The sequence below is a fragment of the Actinomycetota bacterium genome, assembly GCA_005888325.1.
Lineage (GTDB): Bacteria > Actinomycetota > Acidimicrobiia > Acidimicrobiales > AC-14 > AC-14.
In genome coordinates this window covers 1-23,673 of the sequence record VAWU01000033.1, presented here as the reverse complement: position 1 = coordinate 23,673, position 23,673 = coordinate 1, and the positions used below count along the sequence as shown (strand labels likewise).

Annotated in this window: 27 protein-coding genes and 3 tRNA genes; 15 read left to right on the top strand and 15 right to left on the bottom strand. The window is 70.8% G+C overall.

Going from position 1 to position 23,673, the window contains the following annotated elements; all coding sequences use genetic code 11:
• Positions 1–55: 55 nt before the first annotated feature.
• Complete coding sequence (locus E6G06_13655) at positions 56–1,135, bottom strand: Glu/Leu/Phe/Val dehydrogenase (protein TML89989.1); 1,080 nt, start codon at positions 1,133–1,135, stop codon at positions 56–58.
• Positions 1,136–1,336: 201 nt separating this feature from the next.
• Between E6G06_13655 and E6G06_13650 the strand changes: the two genes are divergently transcribed.
• Positions 1,337–1,534, top strand: coding sequence for a BldC family transcriptional regulator (locus E6G06_13650; protein ID TML89988.1), 198 nt, complete (start codon positions 1,337–1,339; stop codon positions 1,532–1,534).
• A 17-nt stretch (positions 1,535–1,551) separates the two neighbouring features.
• Here the strand turns inward: E6G06_13650 and E6G06_13645 are convergent, their stop codons facing one another.
• Positions 1,552–2,283, bottom strand: coding sequence for a MerR family transcriptional regulator (locus tag E6G06_13645; GenBank protein ID TML89987.1), 732 nt, complete (start codon positions 2,281–2,283; stop codon positions 1,552–1,554).
• Positions 2,284–2,336: 53 nt separating this feature from the next.
• On the opposite strand from E6G06_13645, the gene E6G06_13640 reads away from it, so the two are divergent.
• Both E6G06_13640 and E6G06_13635 read left to right on the top strand, forming a co-directional pair.
• Positions 2,337–3,272 carry a diiron oxygenase gene (locus E6G06_13640; protein TML89986.1) on the top strand — a complete coding sequence of 312 codons (936 nt, stop codon included), beginning with the start codon at positions 2,337–2,339 and terminating at the stop codon, positions 3,270–3,272.
• A gap of 53 nt (positions 3,273–3,325) precedes the next feature.
• Positions 3,326–4,222, top strand: coding sequence for an alpha/beta fold hydrolase (locus E6G06_13635; GenBank protein ID TML90006.1), 897 nt, complete (start codon positions 3,326–3,328; stop codon positions 4,220–4,222).
• 34 nt (positions 4,223–4,256) lie between these two features.
• Here the strand turns inward: E6G06_13635 and E6G06_13630 are convergent, their stop codons facing one another.
• Together E6G06_13630 and E6G06_13625 are read right to left on the bottom strand one after the other, a co-directional pair.
• Positions 4,257–5,438 carry a DUF2029 domain-containing protein gene (locus tag E6G06_13630; GenBank protein ID TML89985.1) on the bottom strand — a complete coding sequence of 394 codons (1,182 nt, stop codon included), beginning with the start codon at positions 5,436–5,438 and terminating at the stop codon, positions 4,257–4,259.
• On the bottom strand, positions 5,414–5,986 hold the full coding sequence (locus E6G06_13625) for a transcriptional repressor (GenBank protein ID TML89984.1): 573 nt from the start codon (positions 5,984–5,986) through the stop codon (positions 5,414–5,416). Before E6G06_13625 ends, E6G06_13630 begins: the two co-directional genes overlap by 25 nt.
• Positions 5,987–6,060: 74 nt before the next feature.
• Between E6G06_13625 and cbiM the strand changes: the two genes are divergently transcribed.
• From cbiM to E6G06_13610, 3 genes are read left to right on the top strand one after another with little or no spacing between them, the layout of a single operon-like run.
• Positions 6,061–7,167 (top strand): cobalt transporter CbiM, encoded by a 1,107-nt coding sequence (gene cbiM / locus E6G06_13620; protein ID TML89983.1) that lies wholly within the window; start codon positions 6,061–6,063, stop codon positions 7,165–7,167.
• A complete protein-coding gene (gene cbiQ / locus E6G06_13615; GenBank protein ID TML89982.1) occupies positions 7,164–8,090 on the top strand; it encodes a cobalt ECF transporter T component CbiQ in 927 nt (308 codons plus the stop codon). Before cbiM ends, cbiQ begins: the two co-directional genes overlap by 4 nt.
• Positions 8,047–8,907 (top strand): ABC transporter ATP-binding protein, encoded by an 861-nt coding sequence (locus tag E6G06_13610; protein TML90005.1) that lies wholly within the window; start codon positions 8,047–8,049, stop codon positions 8,905–8,907. Before cbiQ ends, E6G06_13610 begins: the two co-directional genes overlap by 44 nt.
• Before the next feature lie 25 nt (positions 8,908–8,932).
• Here E6G06_13610 and E6G06_13605 read toward each other — a convergent pair whose 3' ends face one another.
• Positions 8,933–9,823 carry a LysR family transcriptional regulator gene (locus tag E6G06_13605; protein ID TML89981.1) on the bottom strand — a complete coding sequence of 297 codons (891 nt, stop codon included), beginning with the start codon at positions 9,821–9,823 and terminating at the stop codon, positions 8,933–8,935.
• 11 nt (positions 9,824–9,834) lie between these two features.
• Between E6G06_13605 and E6G06_13600 the strand changes: the two genes are divergently transcribed.
• Positions 9,835–10,656, top strand: a complete 822-nt coding sequence (locus tag E6G06_13600) for a sulfite exporter TauE/SafE family protein (protein ID TML89980.1) — start codon at positions 9,835–9,837, stop codon at positions 10,654–10,656.
• Between the two features lie 27 nt (positions 10,657–10,683).
• Here the strand turns inward: E6G06_13600 and E6G06_13595 are convergent.
• From E6G06_13595 to E6G06_13575, 5 genes are all read right to left on the bottom strand, one after another.
• Positions 10,684–10,759, bottom strand: a tRNA-Phe gene (locus E6G06_13595).
• Positions 10,760–10,779: 20 nt separating this feature from the next.
• Positions 10,780–10,854: transfer RNA gene (locus E6G06_13590), tRNA-Asp, on the bottom strand.
• A 15-nt stretch (positions 10,855–10,869) separates the two neighbouring features.
• Positions 10,870–10,942 (bottom strand) — tRNA-Glu (locus tag E6G06_13585).
• 36 nt (positions 10,943–10,978) lie between these two features.
• Positions 10,979–12,241, bottom strand: a complete 1,263-nt coding sequence (locus E6G06_13580; protein TML89979.1) for a hypothetical protein — start codon at positions 12,239–12,241, stop codon at positions 10,979–10,981.
• Positions 12,238–13,113 carry an alpha/beta hydrolase gene (locus E6G06_13575; protein TML89978.1) on the bottom strand — a complete coding sequence of 292 codons (876 nt, stop codon included), beginning with the start codon at positions 13,111–13,113 and terminating at the stop codon, positions 12,238–12,240. The genes E6G06_13580 and E6G06_13575 overlap by 4 nt, the downstream gene beginning before the upstream one ends.
• A 15-nt stretch (positions 13,114–13,128) precedes the next feature.
• On the opposite strand from E6G06_13575, the gene E6G06_13570 reads away from it, so the two are divergent.
• Both E6G06_13570 and E6G06_13565 read left to right on the top strand, forming a co-directional pair.
• Entirely contained in the window at positions 13,129–13,725 is a 597-nt protein-coding gene (locus tag E6G06_13570; protein ID TML89977.1) for a glycerol-3-phosphate acyltransferase, read from the top strand.
• Complete coding sequence (locus E6G06_13565; GenBank protein TML89976.1) at positions 13,722–14,552, top strand: DegV family protein; 831 nt, start codon at positions 13,722–13,724, stop codon at positions 14,550–14,552. The genes E6G06_13570 and E6G06_13565 overlap by 4 nt, the downstream gene beginning before the upstream one ends.
• On the opposite strand, the gene E6G06_13560 is transcribed toward E6G06_13565, so the two are convergent.
• The 3 genes from E6G06_13560 to E6G06_13550 are packed head-to-tail and all read right to left on the bottom strand — an operon-like array spanning position 14,549 to position 16,288.
• On the bottom strand, positions 14,549–15,022 hold the full coding sequence (locus tag E6G06_13560; GenBank protein TML89975.1) for a DUF2017 family protein: 474 nt from the start codon (positions 15,020–15,022) through the stop codon (positions 14,549–14,551). The two genes, E6G06_13565 and E6G06_13560, sit on opposite strands and share 4 nt — an antisense overlap.
• Positions 15,012–15,323, bottom strand: a complete 312-nt coding sequence (gene clpS, locus E6G06_13555; GenBank protein TML89974.1) for an ATP-dependent Clp protease adapter ClpS — start codon at positions 15,321–15,323, stop codon at positions 15,012–15,014. Before clpS ends, E6G06_13560 begins: the two co-directional genes overlap by 11 nt.
• A gap of 2 nt (positions 15,324–15,325) precedes the next feature.
• The gene (locus E6G06_13550; protein ID TML89973.1) at positions 15,326–16,288 is read right to left on the bottom strand and encodes a heme A synthase; all 963 of its coding nucleotides are present in this window, start codon (positions 16,286–16,288) and stop codon (positions 15,326–15,328) included.
• A gap of 66 nt (positions 16,289–16,354) precedes the next feature.
• Here E6G06_13550 and E6G06_13545 point away from each other — a divergent pair, with 66 nt between their 5' ends.
• Positions 16,355–17,254 (top strand): protoheme IX farnesyltransferase, encoded by a 900-nt coding sequence (locus tag E6G06_13545; protein ID TML89972.1) that lies wholly within the window; start codon positions 16,355–16,357, stop codon positions 17,252–17,254.
• Here the strand turns inward: E6G06_13545 and E6G06_13540 are convergent.
• On the bottom strand, positions 17,196–18,161 hold the full coding sequence (locus E6G06_13540) for a cytochrome c oxidase assembly protein (protein ID TML89971.1): 966 nt from the start codon (positions 18,159–18,161) through the stop codon (positions 17,196–17,198). The genes E6G06_13545 and E6G06_13540 overlap by 59 nt on opposite strands.
• Here E6G06_13540 and E6G06_13535 point away from each other — a divergent pair.
• The 5 genes from E6G06_13535 to E6G06_13515 all read left to right on the top strand — a co-directional run bounded on the left by E6G06_13535 (position 18,145) and on the right by E6G06_13515 (position 23,038).
• A complete protein-coding gene (locus E6G06_13535) occupies positions 18,145–19,851 on the top strand; it encodes a hypothetical protein (GenBank protein TML89970.1) in 1,707 nt (568 codons plus the stop codon). The two genes, E6G06_13540 and E6G06_13535, sit on opposite strands and share 17 nt — an antisense overlap.
• The gene (locus E6G06_13530; GenBank protein TML89969.1) at positions 19,851–20,477 is read left to right on the top strand and encodes a hypothetical protein; all 627 of its coding nucleotides are present in this window, start codon (positions 19,851–19,853) and stop codon (positions 20,475–20,477) included. Before E6G06_13535 ends, E6G06_13530 begins: the two co-directional genes overlap by 1 nt.
• The gene (locus E6G06_13525; GenBank protein TML89968.1) at positions 20,478–21,464 is read left to right on the top strand and encodes a hypothetical protein; all 987 of its coding nucleotides are present in this window, start codon (positions 20,478–20,480) and stop codon (positions 21,462–21,464) included. It abuts the gene before it with no gap.
• Entirely contained in the window at positions 21,457–21,999 is a 543-nt protein-coding gene (locus E6G06_13520; GenBank protein TML89967.1) for a redoxin domain-containing protein, read from the top strand. The genes E6G06_13525 and E6G06_13520 overlap by 8 nt, the downstream gene beginning before the upstream one ends.
• Positions 22,000–22,093: 94 nt before the next feature.
• On the top strand, positions 22,094–23,038 hold the full coding sequence (locus E6G06_13515; protein ID TML89966.1) for an integrase: 945 nt from the start codon (positions 22,094–22,096) through the stop codon (positions 23,036–23,038).
• Positions 23,039–23,367: 329 nt separating this feature from the next.
• Here E6G06_13515 and E6G06_13510 read toward each other — a convergent pair whose 3' ends face one another.
• Positions 23,368–23,634 (bottom strand): hypothetical protein, encoded by a 267-nt coding sequence (locus E6G06_13510; GenBank protein ID TML89965.1) that lies wholly within the window; start codon positions 23,632–23,634, stop codon positions 23,368–23,370.
• Positions 23,635–23,673: the final 39 nt, after the last annotated feature.

Here is a 23,673-nt window from a genome sequence, read left to right as displayed (position 1 = left end):
GGTCGTGCAGGTGCAGAGCCGAGAGGTCGTGGTCGTCTGCGACCTGTGCCACCGCCTACCTCATTCCCGGGAAGGTGCGGATGCGACCGAGCCGGCCGACGTCGGCGATGCGCTGCTCGGCCATGCGCTCGGCCGCCTCGACCGCAAGGATCCCGTCGCGCGCCGCGATCTCGATGACGCGCGTCGTGGTGTCGAAGATACGTCGCACGGCGGCGTACGCCCGCTCGCGGTGGTACCCGACGAGCTCTTCGGCGATGTTGATCACACCACCCGCGTTGACGACGAAGTCGGGCGCGTAGAGCACACCCGCCTGCTCCAGGAGCGGCCCGCACTCCGGCTCCGCGAGCTGGTTGTTGGCGGAGCCGACTACCGCCGCGCAGTGCAGCTCGGGGATGGTGACAGTGTTGAGCGACGCGCCGAGCGCGCACGGCGAGTGGATGTCGCATTCGATCGCGTGGATCTTCTCGACCGCGACGCTCTCGACCCCGAAGCCGTACGTGACGCGCTCGACGGCAGCGGGGTCGACGTCGGCAACCGTCACCCGCGCCCGCTCCTCGATCAGGTGGCGCACGAGGTTGGAGCCCACCTTGCCGACGCCCGCGACGCCAACGTGACGGCCCTCGAGGTCGGTCGTCCCCCAGAGCCGGCGGCTCACCGCCTTCATCGCGTGGAGCACGCCGTAGGCGGTGGCCGCGGAGGGGTCACCGGAGCCCCCGAGCGATCGGCTCACCCCGGTGACGTGCCGGGTCTCGCGGCGGATGAGGTCCATGTCCGCTTGGGTCGTGCCCACGTCCTCGGCCGTGATGTAGCGCCCCCCCAGCGCCTCGACGAAGTGGCCGTAGGCCCGGATGAGGGCCTCGGTCCGGGCCGTGGCGGGGTCCCCGAGGATCACTGCCTTGCCACCGCCGAGGTCGAGGCCCGCGGCCGCCGACTTGTAGGTCATGCCCCGCGCCAGCCGCAGGACGTCGGAGAGCGCGTCGTCCTCCGACGCGTACGGGTAGAAGCGGGTGCCACCCAGGGCGGGGCCGAGCCGGGTGGAGTGGACGGCGACGATCGCCCGCAGTCCGGTGGGCCGGTCGTGGCAGTACACGACCTGCTCGTAATCGTCCGATCCGATGCGGTCGAACACGTTCACGCCGACCCGAGCGTACAGGCCCACCGACCGCAGCCCGCGCCCTGATGACTAGTACGTTCGGGTGGTGGCTGAATTGGCGACTTCGTGCTATCGACGGTCATTCTTCGCCGGACGTAACGTCAGCGCTGAAATCGGACACGCGAGTGGCGCCCCGCGCCTTCCTTGACGACCGGACGAGGGGCGAGTCAGAAGGGCGGCACCATGGCCGAACCAGAGGTTCCCGATCAGCTGCTGACGCCTTCAGAGGTGGCCGCGCTCTTCCGCGTGAACCCGAAGACGGTGACCCGCTGGGCGCGTTCGGGGAAGATCACCGCGATCCGCACCCTCGGCGGCCACCGGCGCTTCCGTCAGTCGGAGGTCCGCGCCTTCCTCGAGCAGACCGAGCGCACCGAGGCCTGACCGCCCGCCCCCCGTGATCAGCGCCGCCGCTTGACCACCGCGGCCGGCCCCGCCTCGACGAGCCGGTGGAGGGCGCGCTCGATCTCCTGAGCGAAGATGAGCCCGGCGGTGTCGCGGGCGACCGGGCGGAGCGTGTCGAGGGCCTTGCTGACGTCGCCCGGCGTCGCCCGTCCCCCGAAGCCGGTACCGGCGCGCGTCGTGAACAGGTCGACCAGGTCGTCGGCGCACCGGGCCAGCCGGCGACGCAGGAGGTCGCGTGCCCGACCGCTCAGCTCGACGTCGACGCCGGCGTCATGGAGGCGGAGCGCCATCTCGAGCAGAGCCGGGCTCGTCACCAGCCACAACTCGCCTTCGGCCTGGCGCTCGACGTAGCCGGCCCGCTCGAGCGCCGCCAGCAGACCCGGCCCACGCCCGCCGAGCGTGGCGGTGAGCTCCGCCGTGTCGAACAGCCGGGGCCGGTCGTCCGACCAGGGGCCGCGCAGCGTCTGGTCGAGGCCCAGCCAGTCGGCGACGGAGAGCACCTCCTTGCCCTCTCGGCCGACCAGGTCGCGTATAGCGCCGAGCGTGAGCCCCCGGTCCTGCAGCTCCGCGACGAGGCGTAGTCGCTCCTCGTGGCGCTCGTCGTAGCGGGCGTCGCGCCCGTCCCGGCGGGGTTTCGGGAGCAGGCCCTGCGACTGGTAGAAGCGGATGGTCCGCGGCGCCACGCCGCTGCGGGCGGCCAGCTCGTGCAAGCCGTACTCGTCAGCCATCGGGCCAGTGAAGCACAGGTCTCGGCGACTGTGACAGTTGTTACTGTAAGAATATGTTGACAGTGGACACTGTCATGGTTGAGAGTGGACCCATGAGCCAGACCTCCATGACCCCCGCCCTGCCGCGGACCGCTCGGCGTTCGGCCCAGCTCGTCGCCGCCTCGGGCCGCACCACCCTCGACCCGTTCGTCGAGGTCGACTGGTCGGTGCCGATCGACGACTCCACCTATCACCTCCCGCCCGAGTGGCTGCCGCTCTACGGCACGCCGGCGTGGGACTCGATGACCGAGGCGGCTCGCATCACGTACAGCCGCCACGAGGCCGCCGCCCTGTGTGGCGCGGGCATCTGGTTCGAGAACCTGCTCATGCAGTCCGTCCTGCGGCACCTGGCCGAGCTGCCCGTGACCCACCCCGCCCATCGCTACCTGCTCGTGGAGGTGGCCGACGAGTGCCGTCACTCCACCATGTTCGGAGAGTTCATCCGTCGGGCGGGCACGCCGGCATACCGTCCGACCCGGTCCGGTGTCGGCGGGATCGATGGTCTGCCGGGCGGTCAGGCGATGTCCTACCTGTTGATCCTCGCGGTCGAGGAGCTGCTCGACGCTGCCAACCGGGCCACGATGAACGACGAGCGCGTCCATTCGGTGGCCCGCCAGGTGGCGCGGCTCCACGTGCTGGAGGAGGCTCGGCACGTGAGCTTCGCCAAGACCTATCTCGCCGAGGTCTGGCCCACCCTGACTGCAGCAGACCGTGAAGCGGCCCTCGACGTCGCCCCGATCGCGGTCAACGCCATCGCCGAGGTCATCGTCGATCCCGACGTCTACCGCACGCTCGAGATCCAGGACGGCGAAGCGCAGGCCCGCGCCAATCCGCACCATCGCGCCCGGATCACCGAGGGCCTGGCCAAGCTCACCGGCTTCCTCGCCCAGCTCGGGGTGATCGACGACGAGCGCCGGCCGGTTTGGGAAGAGCTGGGGCTCGTCGCGTGACCGAGGCCCGGCATCAGCTCGAGATCGGGCCGGACGCACCGCAGCCGGACGGTATGCAGTTCGTCCGCATCCACGGCCACGACGTCGCCTACCGGACCGCAGGTGAGGGACCGGTGGTCGTCCTCATCCACGGGATCGCCGGCAGCTCGGCGACGTGGGCCCGGGTGATGCCGGCCCTCGCCGAGCGCTACACCGTCGTCGCACCCGACCTGCTCGGTCACGGCGAGTCGGCCAAGCCGCGCGGCGACTACAGCCTCGGCGCGTACGCGTCAGGCGTGCGCGACCTGCTCGCGGTGCTCGGTCACGACCGGGCCACCTTCGTCGGCCACAGCCTCGGCGGTGGCATCGCCATGCAGCTCGCCTACCAGTTCCCCGAGCGGTGCGAGCGGCTCGTGCTCGTCGGCAGCGGCGGGCTCGGCCGCGAGGTGGGGACGCTGCTCAAGGTGCTGAGCGCGCCCGGCACCGAGTACGTGTTGCCGCTGGTGCTGACCCGAGGCCTGCACGATGCCGCCGCGAGCGTCGGTCGGTTCGTGGGTCGATCGGGTGTGCGGGCCAACTCCCTCCTCCAGGAGATCTGGGATTCCTACACGCGCCTCACCGATGCCCGTGCCCAGCGGGCGTTCGTGCACACCATCCGTGCGGTGATCGACCCGTCCGGTCAACGGGTGAGCGCCCGCGACCGCCTGTACCTGGCGGCCGAGGTGCCGACGCTCATCGTGTGGGGAGCGCGCGACCACGTGATCCCCGTCGCCCACGCCCATGTCGCCCACGACCTGATCCCGGGGAGCCGGCTCGAGATCGTGGACGACGCGGGCCACTTCGTCCCGCTCGAGCGCCCGGAGCGCTTCGTCGAGCTGCTCCGCGACTTCCTCGCCACGACAGCGCCCGCCGCGCCCGAGCGGAGCTGGCACGACGTGCTGACCGCACGCACGGCCGACGCGCAGCACTAAGTAGGGCGACACTGAAGGAAAGGCGGCACCGCGGTCAGGCGACACCGAGGTCGGTCGCGAGCTCCGCGGCACGGCGCGTCGGCCGGAGCAGCTCCCGTGAGATCACGATGAGGACGATCGCCCGGTAGAGGATCCCCGCACCGTTCAGTTGGAAGAACAACGCCTTCGGGATGATGTGCGAGAAGACGAACGACAGCAGGAACATGATGAAGCTGCTGGCGTAGAAGTGCGCGACGAGGCGACTTCGCACGGGCAGCATCACGAAGAACGGGACGAGCCACAGGTCGTACTGGGGCGAGTAGACCTTGTTCGCGAGGAGAAACGCGATGGTGCCGAGCGCGCACGCGGGGAGCGCGTGGAGTCTGCCCCTGAGCACTCGCATCGCCAGCAGCCCGAGCGCGATGGCAGTCAGGGTGACGCTGACGATCGTGCCGACAGTCGCGAACCCGCTCTGCGGCACCCAGGAGTCGGGCATGGCCGGGTTGCGCAGGACGTAGGACAAGAGGGTGCCGCGTGTCGGCGAGCGCGCGGCATGGAAGTCGAGGAAGTACCTGATGGCGTTCGGAGCGGCCAGGCGGATGGGGAAGACGATCGTCGCAACTGCGAGCGCGGCCCCCCCGAGGAACCGCGCGGCACGACGCCACTCGCCCGTCGGCACGCAGCTCGCGACGAGCATCGCGACGTAGAGCGCGGGAAAGAGCTTGGCGGCCGCACCGACACCGAGCAGCGCGCCGGCCCAGAACGCGCTCCGGCTCCAGAGGAGGAGGCCACCCACTGCCGGGGCGACGGCGAGGACGTCCCAGTTGACGAGACCCTCGAAGATCAGGGGTGGTGCCAGCAACCAGCGCATCGTGCGCGCGCCGTAGCGACGCGAGAGCTGCCAGCTCACCGTCACGGCGAGCACGGCGAGCCCCACCGCGTTGAGCACGAACGACACACGCGGTGACCCGTCGCCCGGCACTCCGGCGACGTACATCACGACGCCGATGAGCGGCGGGTACTCGAGGGGGCGATCGACGAACGGGAGCGACCCACGGTCGATCCCCCGGGCCTCGTAGAGGCGGCCGATGTCGCTCGCGCAGACATCGCGGCAGACGACCCGCGCCCCGATCCCGACCGCGAAGATCGCGAGGCAGACGCAAATGAGCCCAGCGCCGGTGCCGACCGCCCGCCTGGGAAGCCGATGGATCGTTAGGCCGACTTGCAGCGCCGGCACCGCCCGACGAGCGCGAAGTGATGGGCTCGCAGCACGAAACCGTGTTCTTCGCGTGCTCGGCGTTCGACGCCGGCCAAGAGCTTCGGGGACACCTGGACCACGGCGCCACAGCTCTCGCAGACGAGGTGGGCGTGGACGTCGTCGGCGAGGTGATAGACGGCGCGGCCGTGGCCCAGATGGGTGTGCTCGACCACGCCGAGCCGTTCGAGCACGTCCATCGTCCGGTAGATGGTGGCGAGATGGGCACCCGGCACGGTCTCGTGGACCCGCTCCACGAGCTCGTCCGCGGTGAGGTGACCGTCGGCACCGACGAGCTCTTCGACGACCGTCCGCCGCGCGGGTGTGATCCGCTCGCCCTGGCGGCGGAGGTCCGCGAGGATTCTCTCGACGCGATCCGACATCGCCGAAAGGCTACGGCGAGTGCGGCCGCTCGTCGGACACTGACTCGTCCCGGACCGGTCATCCGGAAGCCTCCGTTGGTGCGAACAGCTCGCACGTGGACTAAGGTGCGACCAGTTCGCATGTAGGTTCGGTGCGAGGCCTCGCATCAGTACGCGCTGACGCCCACTGGAGGAACCGATGGAGCGACTGCCGCTCGCCGACGAGATCGTGGAGCTCGACGGTGCACATTCCTGACGGGTACCTGAGCCCCGCGACCTGCGCGACCTTCTACGGCGCGTCCGTGCCCGTCTGGATGGTTGCCGGGCGGCGGGTGCGCAAGGTGGTGAAGAACCGCTACGTGCCGCTGGTGGCGATCGGCGCCGCCTACAGCTTCCTGGTGATGATGTTCAACGTGCCCATCCCCGACGGCACGACTGCCCACGCCGTCGGTGCCGTGCTCATCGCGGTGCTGCTCGGACCGTGGGCTGCGGTCGTCGCGGTGAGCATCGCCCTGTTGATCCAGGCCCTGTTCTTCGGCGACGGCGGCGTGCTGTCCTACGGAGCCAACGTGTTCAACATGGCCATCGTCATGCCCATCGTCGGCTATGCCATCTACCGGCTGGTTGCCCGGAAGGTGTCCCTCACATCGCCCCGCCGCGCGGTCGCCGCCGGCATCGGCGGCTACGTCGGCCTCAACCTGGCGGCACTGTGCGCGGCCGTCGAGTTCGGCGTCCAGCCCACGCTGTTCCACTCCGCCGACGGCACGCCGCTGTACGCACCGTTCCATCTGGCCCACACGATCCCGACGATGGCTCTCGCCCACCTCACCGTCGCCGGCATCGCCGAGGTCGTCCTGACCGCGGGCGTCGTCGCGTACCTCCAGCGGGCCAATTTGCCCATCCTGCGGATCAACCACCCAGCGCTGCCCGAGACCGACGAGGAGATGGCCCGTGCTGGTGGCTTCCAGAGCCGGCCCGGCCCGCTGCGCGGTCCCGGTTGGCGTGGGGGGCTGATCGGGCTGGGCGCGATGGCGATCCTCACGCCGCTCGGGCTCCTCGCGCCGGGCGGCGCCTTCGGCGAGAGCGCACCGCAGGACCTCGACCTGAAGAAGTACCACCTCGACGCCGTGCCCAGCGGCGTTCGGCACTACGCCGGCTTCTGGCACAACGCGCTGTTCGACGGCTACGACTTCACCAGCGACAGCCACCCCGTCATCGGCTACGTCGTCTCCGCGGTCGTCGGCATCGCAGTGATCGCGGCGGTCGTCTTCGCCGTCTTCGTGGTCGTCCGTTTGGTCCGGCGGTCGCGCCGCGAGCGCGACGACGAGCTGGAACCGGCGCGCGCGTGACGACGAACGCAACGGCGCCGATTTGGCTGCTCGAGGGACAGGTCGGGCTGTGCCCTTGCGGGTGCATCGGAAGGCGCAAGCGGGGCAGCTTCGTCGAAAAGACGATCAGTGGTGCCTCCGGCTTTCTGCAGCAGGCGATGTTCTCCGACGACGTCGCCGCCGAGCGGGGGCTCCTCCAGCGCATCGAGCCGCGGGCGAAGCTGCTCGGCCTGCTCGGCCTGCTCGTCGCAGCCGCGCTCGTCCGCCACATCCCGGTTCTACTCGCGCTGTACGCGGGAACCCTGCTCGTCGCGGCCGCGTCCAGGTTGTCGCTGTCGTTCTTCGTCAAGCGGGTCTGGCTGTTCATCCCTGTCTTCACCGGCATCGTGGTGCTGCCGGCCACGTTCAGCTTCATCACCCACGGCCACATCGTCGTGCCCTTCGGCACCTGGTTCGGTCACCGGGTGGGCATGACCAGCCAGGGGCTCACCGCAGCGGGTCTGATCGTCACGCGCGTGGCGGTGTCGATCTCGCTCGTGGTGCTGTTGACCCTGACGACGCCGTGGAACCGGCTGCTGGCAGCGCTGCGCGCGCTGGCGCTCCCTCGGATGTTCGTGCTGGTGCTGGCGATGGCCTACCGCTACGTGTTCCACCTGTTGAGCGCAGTCTCGGAGATGTACACCGCGCGCCAGGCCCGCACGGTCGGGGCCGACACCGACGCCACCTCCGGCCGGCGGTTCGTGGCCGCCTCCGCGGGTGCGCTGTTCGGCAAGTCCCACGCCCTGTCCGAAGAGGTGCACATGGCCATGCTGGCCCGGGGCTACACCGGCAACGTGCGCACAATCGCGCCGGCGCGGATGGCGGCCCGCGACGGGTTGTGGGCGTTGGCATGCGTCGCCGCTGCGCTCGCGACTCTGGGAGTCGATCGTGCCCTCGGCCGCTGACGACCTACTCGTCGTCGACGACGTCTCGTATTCCTACCTGGGCCGCTTCCAGGCACTGGACAAGGTGTCGCTCACCGTCCGACGGGGTGAGAAGGTCGCGCTTCTCGGCGCGAACGGCTGTGGCAAGTCGACATTGCTCAAGGTCGTCGACGGTCTGGTCTTCCCCGACTCCGGCACCTACCGGGCCTTCGGTTCGGAGGTGACCGAGGACAACTTGGAGGACGAGCAGTTCAACCAGGGCTTCCGAGGTCGCGTCGGCTTCATCTTCCAGAACTCCGATGCGCAGGTGTTCTCCCCCTCTGTGCGTGAAGAGCTCGCCTTCGGCCCGCTGAACATGGGTCTGCCCCGTGACGAGATCGAAGCGCGCGTCGCCGACACGTTGACCATGCTCGACATCGACGACCTCGCCGAGCGCGCGCCCTACCAGCTCTCCGGCGGCGAGAAGAAGCGTGTCGCCATCGCATCCGTGCTGGTGATGAACCCCGAGGTCCTGCTGTTCGACGAGCCCACCGCCGCGCTCGACCCGCGCACCCAGCAGTGGCTCATGGAGCTGATCGTCGAGCTCAACCAGGCGGGCAAGACGATCGTGTTGGCCACCCACGATCTCGACACGCTTGGCGTGCTCGCCGACCGCTGCCTCGTGTTCTCCGAGGAGCACCGCATCGTGGGCGAGGGCGCGCCCGCCGAGTTGCTCGCGGAGCGTCAACTCCTGCTCGACGTCAACCTCATCCACGAGCACAGCCACCTGCACGGCGCCACGGTGCACAATCACGTCCACGGCCTCGACCATCACGTCGAGGCGACGGCGGCCGGGTGATGAGCCGGCGTGGGCTCCGTCCCGCTCAGTCGGCTCGCACGAGCCGGCCGGCCGCGACGTCCATGAAGGCACGGGCGGCGGGCGAGAGCGCGTCCGTGCGGTGGATGAGCGCGATCCGGCGGTTGATCCTCGGGCGGATGTCGCAGACGACGACCCCTCGCGTCGCCGCGTTCTGAGCGACCGGGCGGGGCAGGATCGCGGCGCCGGCACCGGCGATCACGAGCTCGGCGATGGCCTCGCGGTGGTCGGTCTCGACCGCGAAGCTCGCAGTGATCTGCGCCGCCGCGAGCGCTTCGTCGAGGAGGCGCCGGGTCGACGTCCCGACCGGCGTCGTGATGAGCGGGATCGTGGCCAGAGCGCTCACGTGGATCGATCGGCGCGCGCCGCCGTGCACCGACCCGGGCGGGAAGATCGCCATGTACTGCTGGGGCTCGAGCTGAGTCGTGGTGATTCCCGCTTCCTTCACCGGCAGGTCGGAGCAACCGATCTCGGACTGACCGTTGATCACCCGGGAAGCCACGGTGTCGATGTCCTCCGGCTCGACCAGGCGGACCGCGACCATCGGGTGGGCCGTGCGGAAGCGGCCGATGAGATCGGCGACGGGCGACACCGCGAGGGTGGGGAGGCACACCAGGTCGAGACGACCGGCGCGCAGCCCGACCACCTCGTCGACAGCCGCGCGGGCGGTTCCCACCCCGCGTAGCGCCTGGCGCGCGGGCCCGACGAACGCCTCGCCGGCGGGAGTGAGCGACACGCGCCGGCCGGTCCGGACGAACAGGTCGACGCCGATCTCCTTCTCGAGCGTGCGCACCGCTTGGGAGAGAGCGGGCTGCGAGATGTGGAGCGCGCTCGCGGCGCGGGTGAAGCCCCCGTGGTCGACGATCCCCAGGACATACTCCAGCTGCCGCAGTTCCATTGATCTAGCTTATGGGATCTATCCATACTTTTCGTTGGACGAATAAGAATGGAAAGCGGTCCAATGGACCCGTGAGCCTTTCGATGTGGATCCTGGTCGCCGGAGGAGGCGTGGGCGTCCTCTACGGCCTGTTCGGCGTCGGCTCCGCCTTCGCCACCCCGGTGCTCGCCCTCCTCGGCGTGCAGGGGCTCGCTGCCGTGGTCGCACCGCTGCCCGGACTGCTGCCGGGCTCCGCGGCGGGCGCATGGTCCTACTCGCGGAGGGGCAAGGTCGACTGGTCCGTCGCCCGTCGGACGATCGTCGGAGGGGTCCCGGCGTCGATCGTCGGCGCGCTCACCAGCCGCTGGATCGGCGGGACCGTGCTGTTGGCTCTTTCGGGCATCGTGCTCCTTGCGGTCGGCGTGCGGGTGCTACGGCCCGCGGCAGGCGTTCAGGACGACGCCGCCACTCGACGCCGACGGGCGAACGCCGCCTTCGTCGTGGTCGCCGCCGCGACGATCGGCTTCGCGTCGGGTCTGCTCGCGAACGGCGGCGGGTTCCTCCTGGTGCCGCTCTTCCTGCTCATGCTGGGGCTGGACATGAACGAGGCCGCGGGGACGAGCATGGTGGCCGCCGCCGCGCTGACCGTTCCGACGCTCGTGACCCACGCGGTGCTCGGCGACATCAACTGGCTCGTCGCCGGCGTGTTCGGCGCCGGTCTCGTGCCCGGCGCGCTGCTCGGCGGAGCGCTCGCCCAGCGGCTTCCGGTGCACGGGCTGCGCAAGAGCTTCGGGACGCTGCTCGTCGTCTTCGCGTTCTGGTTCGTCGCCCGACAGCTCCTCGTCGCCCTCTGAGCAAGGCGAGTCGGAACGGCATCTCTCCGGTGGTCGGGCGCGGGATCGATCCGCGGACCTCGCGCTTTTCAGGCGCGCGCTCTACCAACTGAGCTACCCGACCGCGTCGTGACTCTTGTTGCGCGGTCCTGACGGGATTTGAACCCGCGACCTCCGGCTTGACAGGCCGGCGTGCACTCCAAACTGCACCACAGGACCGTGGCGTGCTGCGAGCACCCCCAACGGGATTCGAACCCGTGCTGCCGCCTTGAAAGGGCGGTGTCCTAGGCCGCTAGACGATGGGGGCACGAGCCTCCGCGGGGGCAGCTCACGATAGCAGCGCCTACGCCGGGCCCCATGAGGTCCCCTCGGGGGTGTCGCGCACCTCGACGCCTGCTGCCACCAACCGGTCGCGGATCTCGTCCGCCTCGTTCCACCGGCGGTCGGCCCGGGCGCGATCACGCGCCGCGAGAAGCGCCTCGACGAAGGGGCCGAGCGTGTCGCGTGGGTCGGCCGTGCCCGAGCGCGCGACCTCGCCCAGGCGGACGATCATCGATCGCAGCGCCGAGCGGCCGCGGTCGAGCTCGTCGGACTGCAGCGTGTCGCGCGACCAGTCGACGAGCGTCTGCTCGAGCTCGAGCACCGTTCGCACCGCCGCGGGGGCGTCGCCACGCGCGAGCGCGTTGTCAAAGGAGCGGTCGAGCGCGTTGACCGCCTCGAGCAACGGACTTCCGGCCGCGGCGGCCGCGGGACGCGGTGGCGCGGATGGAGCCTGCGTTCCGGCCGGCCGGGCGCCGCCGGTCTCCGCCATCTCGCGCAGCTGTGTGAGAGGCACCGTCGACCCGCTCGTCACCGTCGAGACCCGACCCGCGCGACGAACGGTGACGCCACCACGCCCTTCGACGGTCGCCGTCTCCGTGTCGAGATCGATGATGCAGGCCGTGTGCTCGTCGACCCCCAGCACGAACGTCGAGTCGGGGAGCAGCCGCTCCATCAGGGCCAGCCGGCGTTCGCCCAGGTAGCAGAAGCGGGTGTCGTGGTTGCCGCCCTCCGCGTTGTCGAAGTGGGGGATGACGACCGCATCGAGCCCGGCCTCGGCCACGAGGTTCAGGCCGTCGAGCCAATGGGGGTCTTCGCCCACCTTGTAGATCTCGTAGACGGGCACGGTGAAGCGTCCGAGCGTGAGGGCGGCGGCGCTGGCGAAGGTGACGCATCCGCCGGTACGCAGCTTCTCGGCGAGCGCGGCCGGCACGTCGGAGCCCGCCCACTGCGCGAGCGCGTACGACGGGCTCCCGGGGCCCGCGAACACGTAACGGGCGGCGCGCAGGCGCGTGAGCATGGTCACGTACCCGAGCGGGTCGTCGGCAGCCGGCCCTCTGCGCCACGTGGCCACCTCCACCTCGCGACCGACGCTCTCGCGGAAGTACTCGACCGCCTTGGCCGCGACGATCTCCGCGTTCTCCTGGAAGCCGACCGGCGTGTCGAGCAGCACCGCCGGCACCGCGGCGGTTTCGCTTTCCCCGAGGCGCGCGAACAGGGAGCGGTGGACCTTGATCATCGTCGGGCTGGTCTCGCCCGAACCCATGATCACGAGGAGCCGGGTCACGACGGTGCCGTCCCACCGGCCGCGGAGGCGGAACGGACGGCCCACTCGTGCAGGACGTCGGCCAGCTCCACCGGGTGCTGCACGTGTACGTCGTGGTCTGCCTGCGAGAACCAGTGCACGCGTACGTCGCGTCCGGACGCGACCGCCCGGTCGACCTCGACGCGCTTGGCACGAGACCAGTCGTCGCCGCTGTCGGCCGGCACGAGCAGCACGGGCGCTGCCACCGTGGCCATGACCTCCGCCGGGCTGTGCTCCCACAGCGCGCGCAGGATCCGGAGGTGGCGGGGCCGCGTCAGCCACGGCCGGACGGTGCCGTCCGCGAGCACCTCGAGGTTCGCGAGCGTGGCCTCGATCCCCTCCGCGCTCCAGTCGCGATGGGCGACGCGCATGGCGGCCGCGACGCGGGACCGCGGCATGCCGTCGAGCACAGGCGGGGCGAGCGCCCGCTCGCAGTCCTCCCACCGCGGCCAGCGGTGCCGGAGCTCGATGAAGCCGCCGTCGACGCCCGCCACGCCGGCGACCCGCGTCGGCGCTCGCGACGCGAGCTCGATCGCGAGGTTGCCGCCCGTGGACTGACCGGCCACCACCGCGTTCGCCCAACGGAGATCGTCGAGGACCGCGAGCAGGTCGTTCGCCAGGGTCGCGAAGTCGTAGCCGTCGTCGGGCTTGGCGCTCATGCCGTGACCTCGGAGGTCGACGCTCGTCACCGGGTGTCCGTGCTCGTACAGCCGGCCGGCCACGCCGTCCCAGGTGCGGGCGTTCGATGCGAGGCCGTGTACCAACAGGAAGGGCATCTCGTCGCCGCCCCACGTTCGCGCCTGCAACTCGACGCCCGGCGCGACCGCGATGCATTCGGTGACGGGAACGTTCACGCGCGAACCTTAGGCATGCTCCGCTTGATCGCCGCGGCGACGACCGGCTATGCGCTCGGCACGATCCCGTCGGCCGATGTCGCGGCGCGCCTCGCCACGCGTGGCGCGACCGACCTGCGTGACGCGGGCTCGGGGAACCCGGGGGCGGTCAACGCGATGGCGGTCCTGGGAAAGGGCTGGGGCTACGGCGTGCTGATCGCCGACGTGACGAAGGGAGCCGCGGCATGCGCGACCGGCAGTCGTCTCGCCGGCGCCGTCGGCGCGCACGTCGGGGGGACTGCCGCGGTGGTGGGCCACTGCCTGCCGGTCTGGAACGGCTTCCGCGGCGGCAAGGGCGTGGCGGCGAGCGCGGGCCAGTGCCTGGCCACGTTTCCCGCCTACTTCCCGATCGACCTCGGCGTGGCGTTGGCGACCGCGCGCTGGCGCCGGCAGGCGCTGGCGGCCACCGTGGCCGCGTCGGTCACCTGGGTGGGCGCGGGCGTGGTGTGGTGGCGGCGGGGCTGGCCGAACCTGTGGGGACCGCAGCCGTCGGCCGCGCTGCCGCTGGCTGCCGTCGCGACCAGCGGCGTGATCCTCTCGCGCTTCATGGTGGCTCGCCCCCGCGTCCGATGATCGGCTTCGTCACCGACTCCAACGCGCAGCTGCCGGCCGAGCTGGTCGAGCGCTACACCGTCGAGGTCGTGCCCCTCACCGTGACCATCGACGGCACGCCCTACCTCGAGGGTGTCGACATCGACGCCGACGGCTTCTACGCGCGCTTCGAGTCGGGCCGGCCGGAGGTGTCGACGTCGCAGCCGAGCCCGGGGCAGTTCTCGGAGGCCTACGCGCGCGTCGCGTCGCGCGGCGTCGACGAGATCCTCTCCGTGCACGTCGGCTCGGCGGTGTCGGGCACGATCAACGCGGCTCGCCTCGCCGCGCAGAGCGCGGTGCGCAAGGTGCGACTGGTCGACACCGGCACGGCCAGCTTCGGTGTGGCGTGTTGTCTCTGGGAGGCGGCCGAGGCGGTGGCGGCGGGAGCGTCGTTGGAGGACGCGGCCGAGGTGGCCGAGCAGGTGGCGAGCACCGTCGCCAACATCTTCATCGTCGAGGCGCTCGACCTCGTGCGCGCCGGCGGCCGGCTGTCACCCGACACTCGCATCGGAGACGCGATCCCGGTGCTTCGACTCGTGAACGGTGTCGTCGAGACGGTCGGCGAGGCGCGCGACCCCGACGACGCGGCCGACGTCATGGCGTCGTTCGTGCAGGCGTGGGGCACCGCCCTTCGCGTCGGCGTCGGCGTGGCCGCCGCGGGCACCCGGCCGCTGGGCGACGCGCTCGCGTCACGACTGGCGGACGCCGCCGAGGTGCTCGAGGTGGTGCGCTACCGAGTCGGCCCGAGCGTCGGCGTGCACACCGGCCCCGGCTCGGTCGGCGCCTGCTATTACCCGTCGACCAGCTAGTCCAAGAGGGCTTCGACGAGCTGCTCTTCCAGCCAGCTGAGGTAGTCGTACACCGCGATGGCCTGCGCGTCGGGGTGGTCGTCGGGCACCTCGCGACCCGCGCGGTCCTCGGTGACCGCGAGCCGGGTGCCGAGCAGCAGGCGGGTGTCGTTGATGGCGCGCATCCACGCCTCCATCTGGTTCTCGTCGAGCGTCGGCGCGTCGGCCGTGGCCTCGAGCGTGTCGAGGGCGGCGAGGCGGCCGGCGTCGAGCTCGTTGCCGATCAGGTCGCGGTACTCCGCCTCGAGCTCGTCGTCCGCCGGGTAGGCCTTGGGGTTGAGGCGCGCCAGGCCCGGGTCGTCGGCGGGCGTGCCCTCGGTGAGCGCGAGGCGCATCGACGCGGGCAGCGAGCGCAGCAGTGTGCGCTCCTCGGGCGGCAGGTCGAGGTCGAAGTGCCCGTCGGCCCGTCTCGCCACCCGTCTAGGTGTCATGTTCCATCGTCGCCCACAGCCCGTGCTCGTGAAGTCGGAACACGTCGAGCTCGGCCTTCTCGCGCGGGCCGCTCGACACCGCCGCCTTTCCCTTCTGGTGCACGTCGAGCATGAGCCGGGTGGCCTTCTCCTTCGAGTAGCCGAAGAGCTTCTGGAAGACGTAGGTCACGTAGGACATCAGGTTGACGGGGTCGTTCCAGACCACGACGACCCACGGGCGGTCGGGCACGACCTCCTGACCGCCCACCGGCTCCTTGACCTCGGTGGGCAGGAGCCCGACCGAAGGTTCGAGGCAACCCATCGCTACCAGGCTCGCGCGTACGCGGGCGCCCCGGTGTCACCTGCCGTCCCGGTGGGCGGCGGGTCGGCCGAGGCGCGACGCACGAGGCCGAGGTTGAACTGCAGCGCGGCGACCCAGACCGCCGTCGCCCCGGCGATGTGGATGCCGACGAGCAGCGGAGGGACGCCGGCGAAGTACTGCGTGTAGCCGACCCCGGCCTGGGCCACGAGCGTTGCGAGCAGGACATCGCCGCGGCGCACGGCGTCCGGCGGCGCCCCAACGCGACGAAGGCGCCACAGGGTCACGACGGTGAGGGCCAGGAGGAACATGACGCTGATGCCGTGGAAGCGGGCGACGTCGGCCACGTCGAGATCGAGGCGCCTCGCGGTCGGGTCGCCCGCATGGGGCCCGGCCCCGGTGACGACCGTGCCCAGGAAAATGGCCAGGGCGGCGCTCACCACGATGAGGCGGGCCAGCGCGAGCAGCTCGGGCGGCACGACCGGTCGGCGGGGGCCCCGGTGCGGGCCGTCCTCCTCACCGGCCTCACCGGCCCGGTGGTGAAGCACGACGGCGTCCCAGACGAGGAGCAGGGAGAGCAGGAAGTGGCCCATCACGTAGGGCGGCGCCAGGTCGTGCTTGACCGTCTCGCCTCCGAGCACGATCTGCGCCACGATCCCGAGCACGAGCCCGGTCGAGAGCACGATCAGGTCGCGCCGGCGGGGGCGGCGTATCACCGACCCGAGCACGGCCAGGATCACCGCGAGCGACACGACCCCCGTGATGACGCGGTTGACGAACTCGACCATCGGATGGAAGGACCGCTCGGCCACGACGCGGCCGTCAGCACACGCGGGCCAGTCGGGACACCCCAGGCCGGAGCCGGTCAGGCGAACCGCGCCGCCGGTGACGATGATGAACGCCAGCGCCAGCAGGGCCACGAGCGTGATGCGCCGGTAGGCCCACGGCGAGAGGCGGAACGTGCGCATGTCAGGCGATCGTACGACCGGGTGCCCGCTTTGAGCATCTCGGCCGCGCCCCGTAGTGTCGGAGCGATGTCTCTTGCCGCCGCCGCACAACCCTTGACGCGGCGGGCCCGGCTGGGCGCCTACGTGGCGCTCACGAAACCGCGCATCATCGAGTTGCTCCTCGTCACCACCGTGCCGACGATGGTCGTCGCGGCGCGGGGTGTGCCCTCGGGCCGGCTCGTGCTCGCCACCCTCGTGGGTGGCGCACTGGCCGCAGGCGGCGCCAACGCGGTGAACATGTACGTCGACCGCGACATCGACCGGCTCATGGTTCGCACGCGAAACCGCCCGCTCGTCACGGGCGCGATCTCGCCTCGAGCCGCGCTCACGTTCGCCATCGTGCTCGAGCTATTGGCGTTCGCCGAGCTCTGGGCCCTCGTCAACCTGCTCAGCGCGGTGCTGGCGGTCACCGCCACCCTCTTCTACGTCTTCGTCTACAGCCTCTGGCTGAAGCGCACGTCGAGGCAGAACATCGTGATCGGGGGCGCGGCGGGCGCGGTGCCGGTGCTCGTCGGCTGGGCGGCGGTACGCGACTCGCTCGGGATGGCACCGCTCGTGCTGTTCGCGATCATCTTCGTGTGGACGCCCCCGCATTTCTGGGCGCTCGCCATCCGCTACCGCGACGACTACCGACGTGCCGACGTGCCGATGATGCCCACCGTCGTCGGTTTCACGCGCACGGCCCGCCAGATCGTGGTCTACACGGTGCTCCTGTGGGCGGCGAGCCTCGTCTTCTACCCGGTCGCGCGCATGGGCGACCTGTATCTCGTCGCCGCCATCGTCCTCGGCGCGATCTTCCTCTGGCAGGCCGTGCGGCTGCTGCGCGACCGAACTCCGGAACGCGCCATGCGGCTGTTCGGCTACTCGATCAGCTACCTGACGCTGCTGTTCGCGGCGATGGCGGTCGATCAGCTCCTGCGCGGCTGACCGCGGGCGCGTCGCGCGCGTCCGCCAGCCGCTCGCGCCGGCGTGTCGTCTGTTCCTCGTGGCGAGCCCACGCGGCCGCGAGCAGGAGCACCACGACGAGCAGCACCACGTCGCCGGCGACCCACATCACACCGCCGGCCTGACGCTGGTCGGCCAGCGACCGGTAGTGGGGATAGAGCACCCGGCCCGACGACAGGATGGCGACCGCGAGGAAGGTGTTCTGCGGCATCGCCAGCGCCACGTACAGCAGTCGGAGCGGATGGCTGAGCCGCCAGCGACCGGTCGACTCGCCGAGGGCCGGCCACCAGAAGAGCGCGGCCGACCCGAGGAAGAGCCCGTGCTCGAGCGCGTGCAGCCACGGGTTCTCGACGGCCGCCTCGAAGAAGCCCGAGAAATGTGTCGCCCACATCACCGCCGCGAACTGGGCCCAGGCCACCACCGGGTGCCCGAGCAGGGTGACGACCGGCCCGTTGAGGACCCGCAACAGCCGCCGGCGGTGCTCCGGTGACGCGGCGCGTACCGCCAGCGTGAGCGGCGCGCCGATGACGAGAAGAGGTGCGGCGACGAATGTGAGCAGGAGGTGCTGGACCATGTGCACGACGAACCGCTCGTTCGCGTAGGCGTGCACGGGCGAGAGGACGGCGGCCGCCACCACCACCAAGCCCGCGAAGAACGATCGGCGACGGGCCGGGGCGACCACGTGTCGGGGGTGAGCGGCGGCCACCGTGCGCTCGGCGCGGCGGTACGAGATCGCAGCCACGACCAGTGCCGGCACGGTGAGGGGGTCGAACGACCACCGGGTCACCCCCTCATGCTGCTGGCCGTGCCGCAGAGGCGCCAACTCGAAGGAGACGTTACGGCTGTATAGAGTCCCCGCCCGGTACCGACGTATGGCGATCACCGACACGAGTCACGAGACCGATGCGGAAGCGCCGGCCGCACCACCGCCGGAGCCACCCGTTCCCCCCGCCTCCGCGGGGCGCGCCCCGGGTGCAGCCGACAAGCTGGCCGACCACAAGCTGATCGGCAAGCTGCATCTCGCCCTCGCGCTCGTCTTCCTCCTGGTAGGTGGCGTGGTCGCCATGATCATGCGCACCCAGCTCGCCGCGCCCGACCTCGACGTCGTCACGAACGTCGATTACACGCGACTGCTCACCCTGCACGGCACCTACAGCCTGTTCCTGTTCCTGCTCCCCGCGTGGATCGGCCTGGCGACGGTGCTCGTCCCGCTGCAGATCGGCGCCACTCGTCTCGCGTTCCCCCGACTCGCGCCGCTCGCCCTCGGTCTGTTCACCTCGGGCGGCGGGATGGTTCTCGCGGCGCCGCTCGTGAAGGGCCGGGTGCTGGGCACAGGCTGGACGCTCGGCGCGCTCGTGGCTCGCCGCGCTCAGGCGCCGGGCGACGGTCCCGAGCTCCTGATGCTCGGCCTCATGCTCGTCGCGGGGGCGGTGATCGTCGCCGCGATCAACATCGTCGCGACCATCGTGCTGCTGCGCGCTCCCGGTCTCACGCTGCGCCGGGTACCCCCTTTCAGCTTCTCGGTGCTCGTCTCGTGCGCCATGCTGCTGCTCGCGACGCCCGTGCTGCTGGTGGGCCTCGGCCTCCTCTTCGCGGATCACCACTACGGCGGCCGGGTCTTCGACGCCGGCCGCGGCGGCAACCCGCTCGTGTGGGCACGCCTGTTCTGGTTCTTCGCCTATCCGGCCATGTGGGCGCTGGTGCTGCCCGCGTTTGGCGTGCTGGGCGAGATCGTCCCTGTCTTCACGCGCACGCGGCTCGGTGGCAACCGCGCCGGCCATGCCATGGTCACCGGGGCGATGGTCGCGATCGGCGCGCTCGCGTTCGTCGGTTGGGGGAGTCAGCTCCCAGGTGACCCGAGCCTGCCGCGATGGTTCTTCTCCGCGACCAGCCTCGCGATACTCGGTCCCGTCGCGGTGCTGCTCCTCACCTGCCTCGCCAGCCTCCGTCTCGGGCGCCCGCAGCTCGGCGCGCCACTCCTGGGCAGCCTCGGCATCGCGTCGGTCGTGTTGCTCGGGCTGCCCGGTGCCGCGATCGCCGCGGTCGCGCCGACGAGCCGGATGGGCAACGGCACCTACTGGACCGTCGCGGTGCAGCACTACCTGTTCTTCGATGCCGCGACGCTCGGTCTGCTCACCGCGATCGTCTACTGGGCACCGAAGCTCTGGGGTCGGCGGCTGCCCGAGGGCGCGGCCGCGCTCGGCCTCGTGGGGGTCATACTCGGCACCCACGTGACGAACCTGTCGATGTACGTGCTCGGGCTGCAGCAGATGCCCCGCCACACGCCGCGCTACCCCACCCACCACAGCTGGCAGGCGGCGAACGTGATCGCCACCGCCGGGGGATGCCTGCTCGGGCTCGGGCTGGTCGCGTTCGTCGCGGCCGCGGGCGCCGTCATCGTGCGGCGGCGGGCGGTCGCGGGCGACGGTGAGACGGCGGGTGGCGGCGACCCGTGGCAGGGGCACACGCTCGAGTGGACCACCGCGTCGCCCCCACCACCGCACAACTTCGACGTCCTCCCGGAGGTGCGCTCCGAGCGGCCCCTGCTCGACCTGCTCGACGTCGGGACCGGCGGCTGATGGCAGTTGCAACCGCGCCTCCGCCGTCCTCGCCGACACCCGCGTTGCCCGCGGCACCGGCCGACGTGCGGCCCGAGCTCAGCCGCCGCGGCGCGTCGGTGCTTGCCACCGCGATGTTCGTCGCCGCAAGCGCCATGGCCACCGGTGCGCTGGTCGCCGCCGCGCTGGCGGTCGACGACGTCCCCGGCCCGTGGCGACCCAAAGGTGTCGACCTGAGCACGTACCTCCCCAACATGCTCGTGCTCACGGCAGTCATGTCGTCGTTCTCTGCCGCGTGGATGTTGTGGGCGGCTCGCCGTGACGACCGTCGTACCGCGGTCACGGCGGGTGGCCTCACGCTGTTGCTCGCGGTCGCGATTGCCAACGGCCAGTCCTATCTGATGACCCACGCAGGACTGAAGATCGGCGCCAACGCGTTTTCCACGCTCTTCGTCCTCTTCACCGGCTTCCACCTGCTCCACGCCATCGCCGGGGTGGTTCTGCTCGGTGTGGTGCTCGGACGCACGATCGCGGGCCAGTTCAGCGCGGACGAGCACGACGCGGTCGCGGCGACCACCCTGTTCTGGCACTGGGCCAACCTGGTGTGGCTCGCGGCGTACGGCGTCTTCTACGTGATGGGGAAGTAGTTGCTGACCGACTCCTCCAAGGTGTTCCTGCCCCTTGCCGCCGTCGGTCTCGGGGTCGGACTCTTCTATGCGGCCGCGTCATCCGACGACGCCGGCGTGACGCTCCTCCTGTTCCTGTGCGTGGCGGCGGGCGTCGTCGGGATCACGCTCCAGCGGTACCGAGACAACGAGGTGGCCCCGCCCGTCGCGGCCGACGCACCCGCGGCCGAGCCGCGGCGGGTGCGGCACGAGCCTGCACCTGCGGGCGGGGGCTGGGCGCTGCTCGGCGCGGCCGCCGCGGGCCTGGCTCTGAGCGGCCTCGTCATCGGGCCTGCGGCATCGATCTCGGGTTGTGCGCTCGGGGCCATCGTCATCGGCGGCTGGCTGGCATCGATGTCGGGCGAGCGCAGCGGGCGCACGATCAACCTGCTGCCGATCGGCCTGCCCCTGATGGGGTTCTTCTTCATCGGCACCTTGATCTTCTTCATGTCGAGGATCCTGCTCGCGGTCCCTTCGGCGAACGCATCGACGACGTTTGCGATCGTGGTCGCCCTCCTCGTCCTCGGGGGCGGCACGCTCGTGGCTTCCAAGCCGAACATCTCGTCGTCCACGCTCGTCGCGGCGATGGGTGTGATCGGGGCGCTCTTCCTCGCGGGCGGACTCGTGGCTGCCGGCCTGGGTGAGCACAAGGCCGAGGGCTCGGGGTTCACCGCGCCGGCGTCGGTGCGGGCCAAGGACCTCAAGTTCAACAAGTCCGTGCTCCAGTTCCGGGCCGACAGCCCTTCAATCCTCCACTTCAAGAACGAGGATCCCGTCCCGCACAACGTGGCCATCTACAACGACGCCACCCTCAACAAGAGGATCTTCTCGTTCGACCCCATCCCGGGCCCGATCTCGCAGGACTTCCAGTTCACCGCGCCTGCGGCGGGCCGGTACTTCTTCCGGTGCGACGTCCACCCACAGATGAGAGGCACGGTCGTCGTCGAAGCGGCGGTCGCCCATCGTTGAGTTGAGCACCAGACGAAGAGTCGTGGCTCTGGTCGCGGCGACCGTCATCGGCGGAGCAGTGGTGCTGTCGCTGCTGCTCACGGGCGGGCACAGGGGTGAGCGCGTGGCGCTGGTCGGTACCCTCGCGCCCGCGATCGACCTGCCCGACGTGCGTCCCGGCCGGGCGCGCGTCGTGCTCGCCGCGCTGCGCGGTAAACCGGTGCTCGTGAACTTCTGGGCCACGTGGTGCACGCCCTGCCGCCAGGAGATGCCCCTCCTCGCTGCCGCGGACAAGCGCCTGGGGGGCAAGGTGGCGATCGTGGGCGTCGACGTGAAGGACAACCGCGCCGAAGCGGTGCGCTTTCTCGCCGACCGCGGCGTCGACTACCCGTCGGCCTACGACCCGGGTGCCTCGCTGCGCCGCTCGTTCGCGTTCGTGGGCCTCCCCGTCACCGTGCTCGTGGGTCGCGACGGGAGGGTGGTCGACCGGGTCACCGGGGCGGTCACGCGGAGCCGCCTGGACGACCTGCTCGAGCGGGGTCAGGCGCCAGAATGACCCTTCAACACCCAATAGAACCACGAACCGTCGAACCTGTAGCAGGCGCCGATACCCCCGCTGAACTGCTCGAACACGGGCGTGCTCACGCCTTGTGGTTGAGCACGACGCACGCTCGTGGTACAACTGCTCAACATGGCGGGAACTCGGCGACCTGGAGGCCCTAATCGGGTCCTGGAGGCGACACCTGCGGGCTAGGGCCTTGTCGGCCTCGACGGTCCGCACCTACACCGACGCCGTCCAGCGGATGGCCGACCACCTCGCCGAGCACGGCATGCCGACCGAAGCGGCCAAGGTCCGGCGGGAGCACGTCGAGGCGTTCATCGAGGACCAGCTAGCCCGGTGGAAGGCGGCGACGGTCGCCCTTCAGTACCGGGCCTGTGCCTTGTTCTGGAGGTGGCTGGAGGAGGAGGGCGAGGTGGCTGCCTCGCCGATGGCCCGTATGCGGCCCCCTCGTATCCCCGAGCAGCCGGTGCCGGTTCTGTCGGATGCGTCCGTCCGTGCCCTCCTGAAGGCGTGTGAGGGTCGGAGCTTCGAGGACCGGCGGGACCTCGCCATCGTTCGGCTGTTCATCGACTGCGGCTTCCGGCTGCGGGAGCTTGCGGACCTGCAGGTCGAGGACATCGACCTCGACGCCGGCACGGCGACGGTTGTCCGGGGCAAGGGGGGGCGTAGCCGGGTCGTCCGGTACGGGTCCCAGACGGCGGTCAGCCTCGACCGTTACCTACGAGCCAGGCCCCGGCACCCCCACGCCTGCCTTCCCTGGCTCTGGCTCGGCCGGCGGGGTCACCTGACCGATGCCGGAGTGGACCAGGCCCTCCGGCGCCGGGCGCTCCTCGCCGGGGTCGAGGGGTTCCACGTTCACCTCCTCCGGCACTACTTCGCACACACCTGGAAGGCACAGGGTGGGAGCGAGGAGGGCCTCATGGCCATCGCCGGATGGAAGGACTCCACGATGGCCCGGCGCCATGCCGCCTCCACGAGCGTTGCCCGAGCCCACGCCGAGCATGAGCGGCTTAGCCCGGCCGACCGCCTCTAGTCTGTCCGGCCGTGCCGGTGCGGCTGCCGGGCGCGGGTGGCGTCGCTCCTTGTAGTAGTCAGCGGACCTCACGACGGCTGACCACGACGAGAAGCTGCTGCGATGGCGGCGAGCGGCCGCCGGTAGACCCTCAGTTCGCACCACGACCAGCGCTCGTAGCTCAGTGGATCAGAGCATCTGACTACGGACAATGGCGGGCTGAGCGGTGCGGCTGATTAGCTAATACGCCTGCCTGAGACCAGCGAATTAGCCGGAATAAGATGCTGTCTCTAAGGCACAAAGTGGGCCGGCGCCGCCGGTTGCCACCGGTCGAGCCTTGTAGACCCCCGTTACCCCTCCGGCCGGGATGCGTTGGCGTCGTCGACGGGGTACTCCAGCTTCTTGTACCCCAACCGGTCGAGCATCCGGTCACTCATGATGAGTGAGGGCTGATTGACATCGGCTCTCGAGAAGTCTGCGGGCGTCAACTGCCGGCCGAGGCGGTCCTCCAGGCAGCCGACGCACAGAACGGCGTCGTACTCGCCCAGCCCGGTCTCGGCCCAAACCCTGTCCCAGACCCGGAACCATTCGGTCTCGGTCTGAGACACCGTGTCCATGCCGCAGTCGTCGCAGATCGGTCGACATCCCGGCACGTG

Coding starts and splice junctions, on each gene's coding strand:
- E6G06_13650 (TML89988.1), top strand. CDS start 1,337: ATGGCCGAACCAGAGGTTCCCGATCAGCTGCTGACGCCTTCAGAGGTG.
- E6G06_13645 (TML89987.1), bottom strand. CDS start 2,283: ATGGCTGACGAGTACGGCTTGCACGAGCTGGCCGCCCGCAGCGGCGTG.
- E6G06_13640 (TML89986.1), top strand. CDS start 2,337: ATGTTGACAGTGGACACTGTCATGGTTGAGAGTGGACCCATGAGCCAG.
- E6G06_13635 (TML90006.1), top strand. CDS start 3,326: ATGCAGTTCGTCCGCATCCACGGCCACGACGTCGCCTACCGGACCGCA.
- E6G06_13625 (TML89984.1), bottom strand. CDS start 5,986: ATGCGAGGCCTCGCACCGAACCTACATGCGAACTGGTCGCACCTTAGT.
- E6G06_13605 (TML89981.1), bottom strand. CDS start 9,823: ATGGAACTGCGGCAGCTGGAGTATGTCCTGGGGATCGTCGACCACGGG.
- E6G06_13600 (TML89980.1), top strand. CDS start 9,835: ATGGGATCTATCCATACTTTTCGTTGGACGAATAAGAATGGAAAGCGG.
- E6G06_13570 (TML89977.1), top strand. CDS start 13,129: ATGCTCCGCTTGATCGCCGCGGCGACGACCGGCTATGCGCTCGGCACG.
- E6G06_13565 (TML89976.1), top strand. CDS start 13,722: ATGATCGGCTTCGTCACCGACTCCAACGCGCAGCTGCCGGCCGAGCTG.
- E6G06_13560 (TML89975.1), bottom strand. CDS start 15,022: ATGACACCTAGACGGGTGGCGAGACGGGCCGACGGGCACTTCGACCTC.
- clpS (TML89974.1), bottom strand. CDS start 15,323: ATGGGTTGCCTCGAACCTTCGGTCGGGCTCCTGCCCACCGAGGTCAAG.
- E6G06_13550 (TML89973.1), bottom strand. CDS start 16,288: ATGCGCACGTTCCGCCTCTCGCCGTGGGCCTACCGGCGCATCACGCTC.
- E6G06_13545 (TML89972.1), top strand. CDS start 16,355: ATGTCTCTTGCCGCCGCCGCACAACCCTTGACGCGGCGGGCCCGGCTG.
- E6G06_13535 (TML89970.1), top strand. CDS start 18,145: ATGGCGATCACCGACACGAGTCACGAGACCGATGCGGAAGCGCCGGCC.
- E6G06_13530 (TML89969.1), top strand. CDS start 19,851: ATGGCAGTTGCAACCGCGCCTCCGCCGTCCTCGCCGACACCCGCGTTG.
- E6G06_13510 (TML89965.1), bottom strand. CDS start 23,634: ATGGACACGGTGTCTCAGACCGAGACCGAATGGTTCCGGGTCTGGGAC.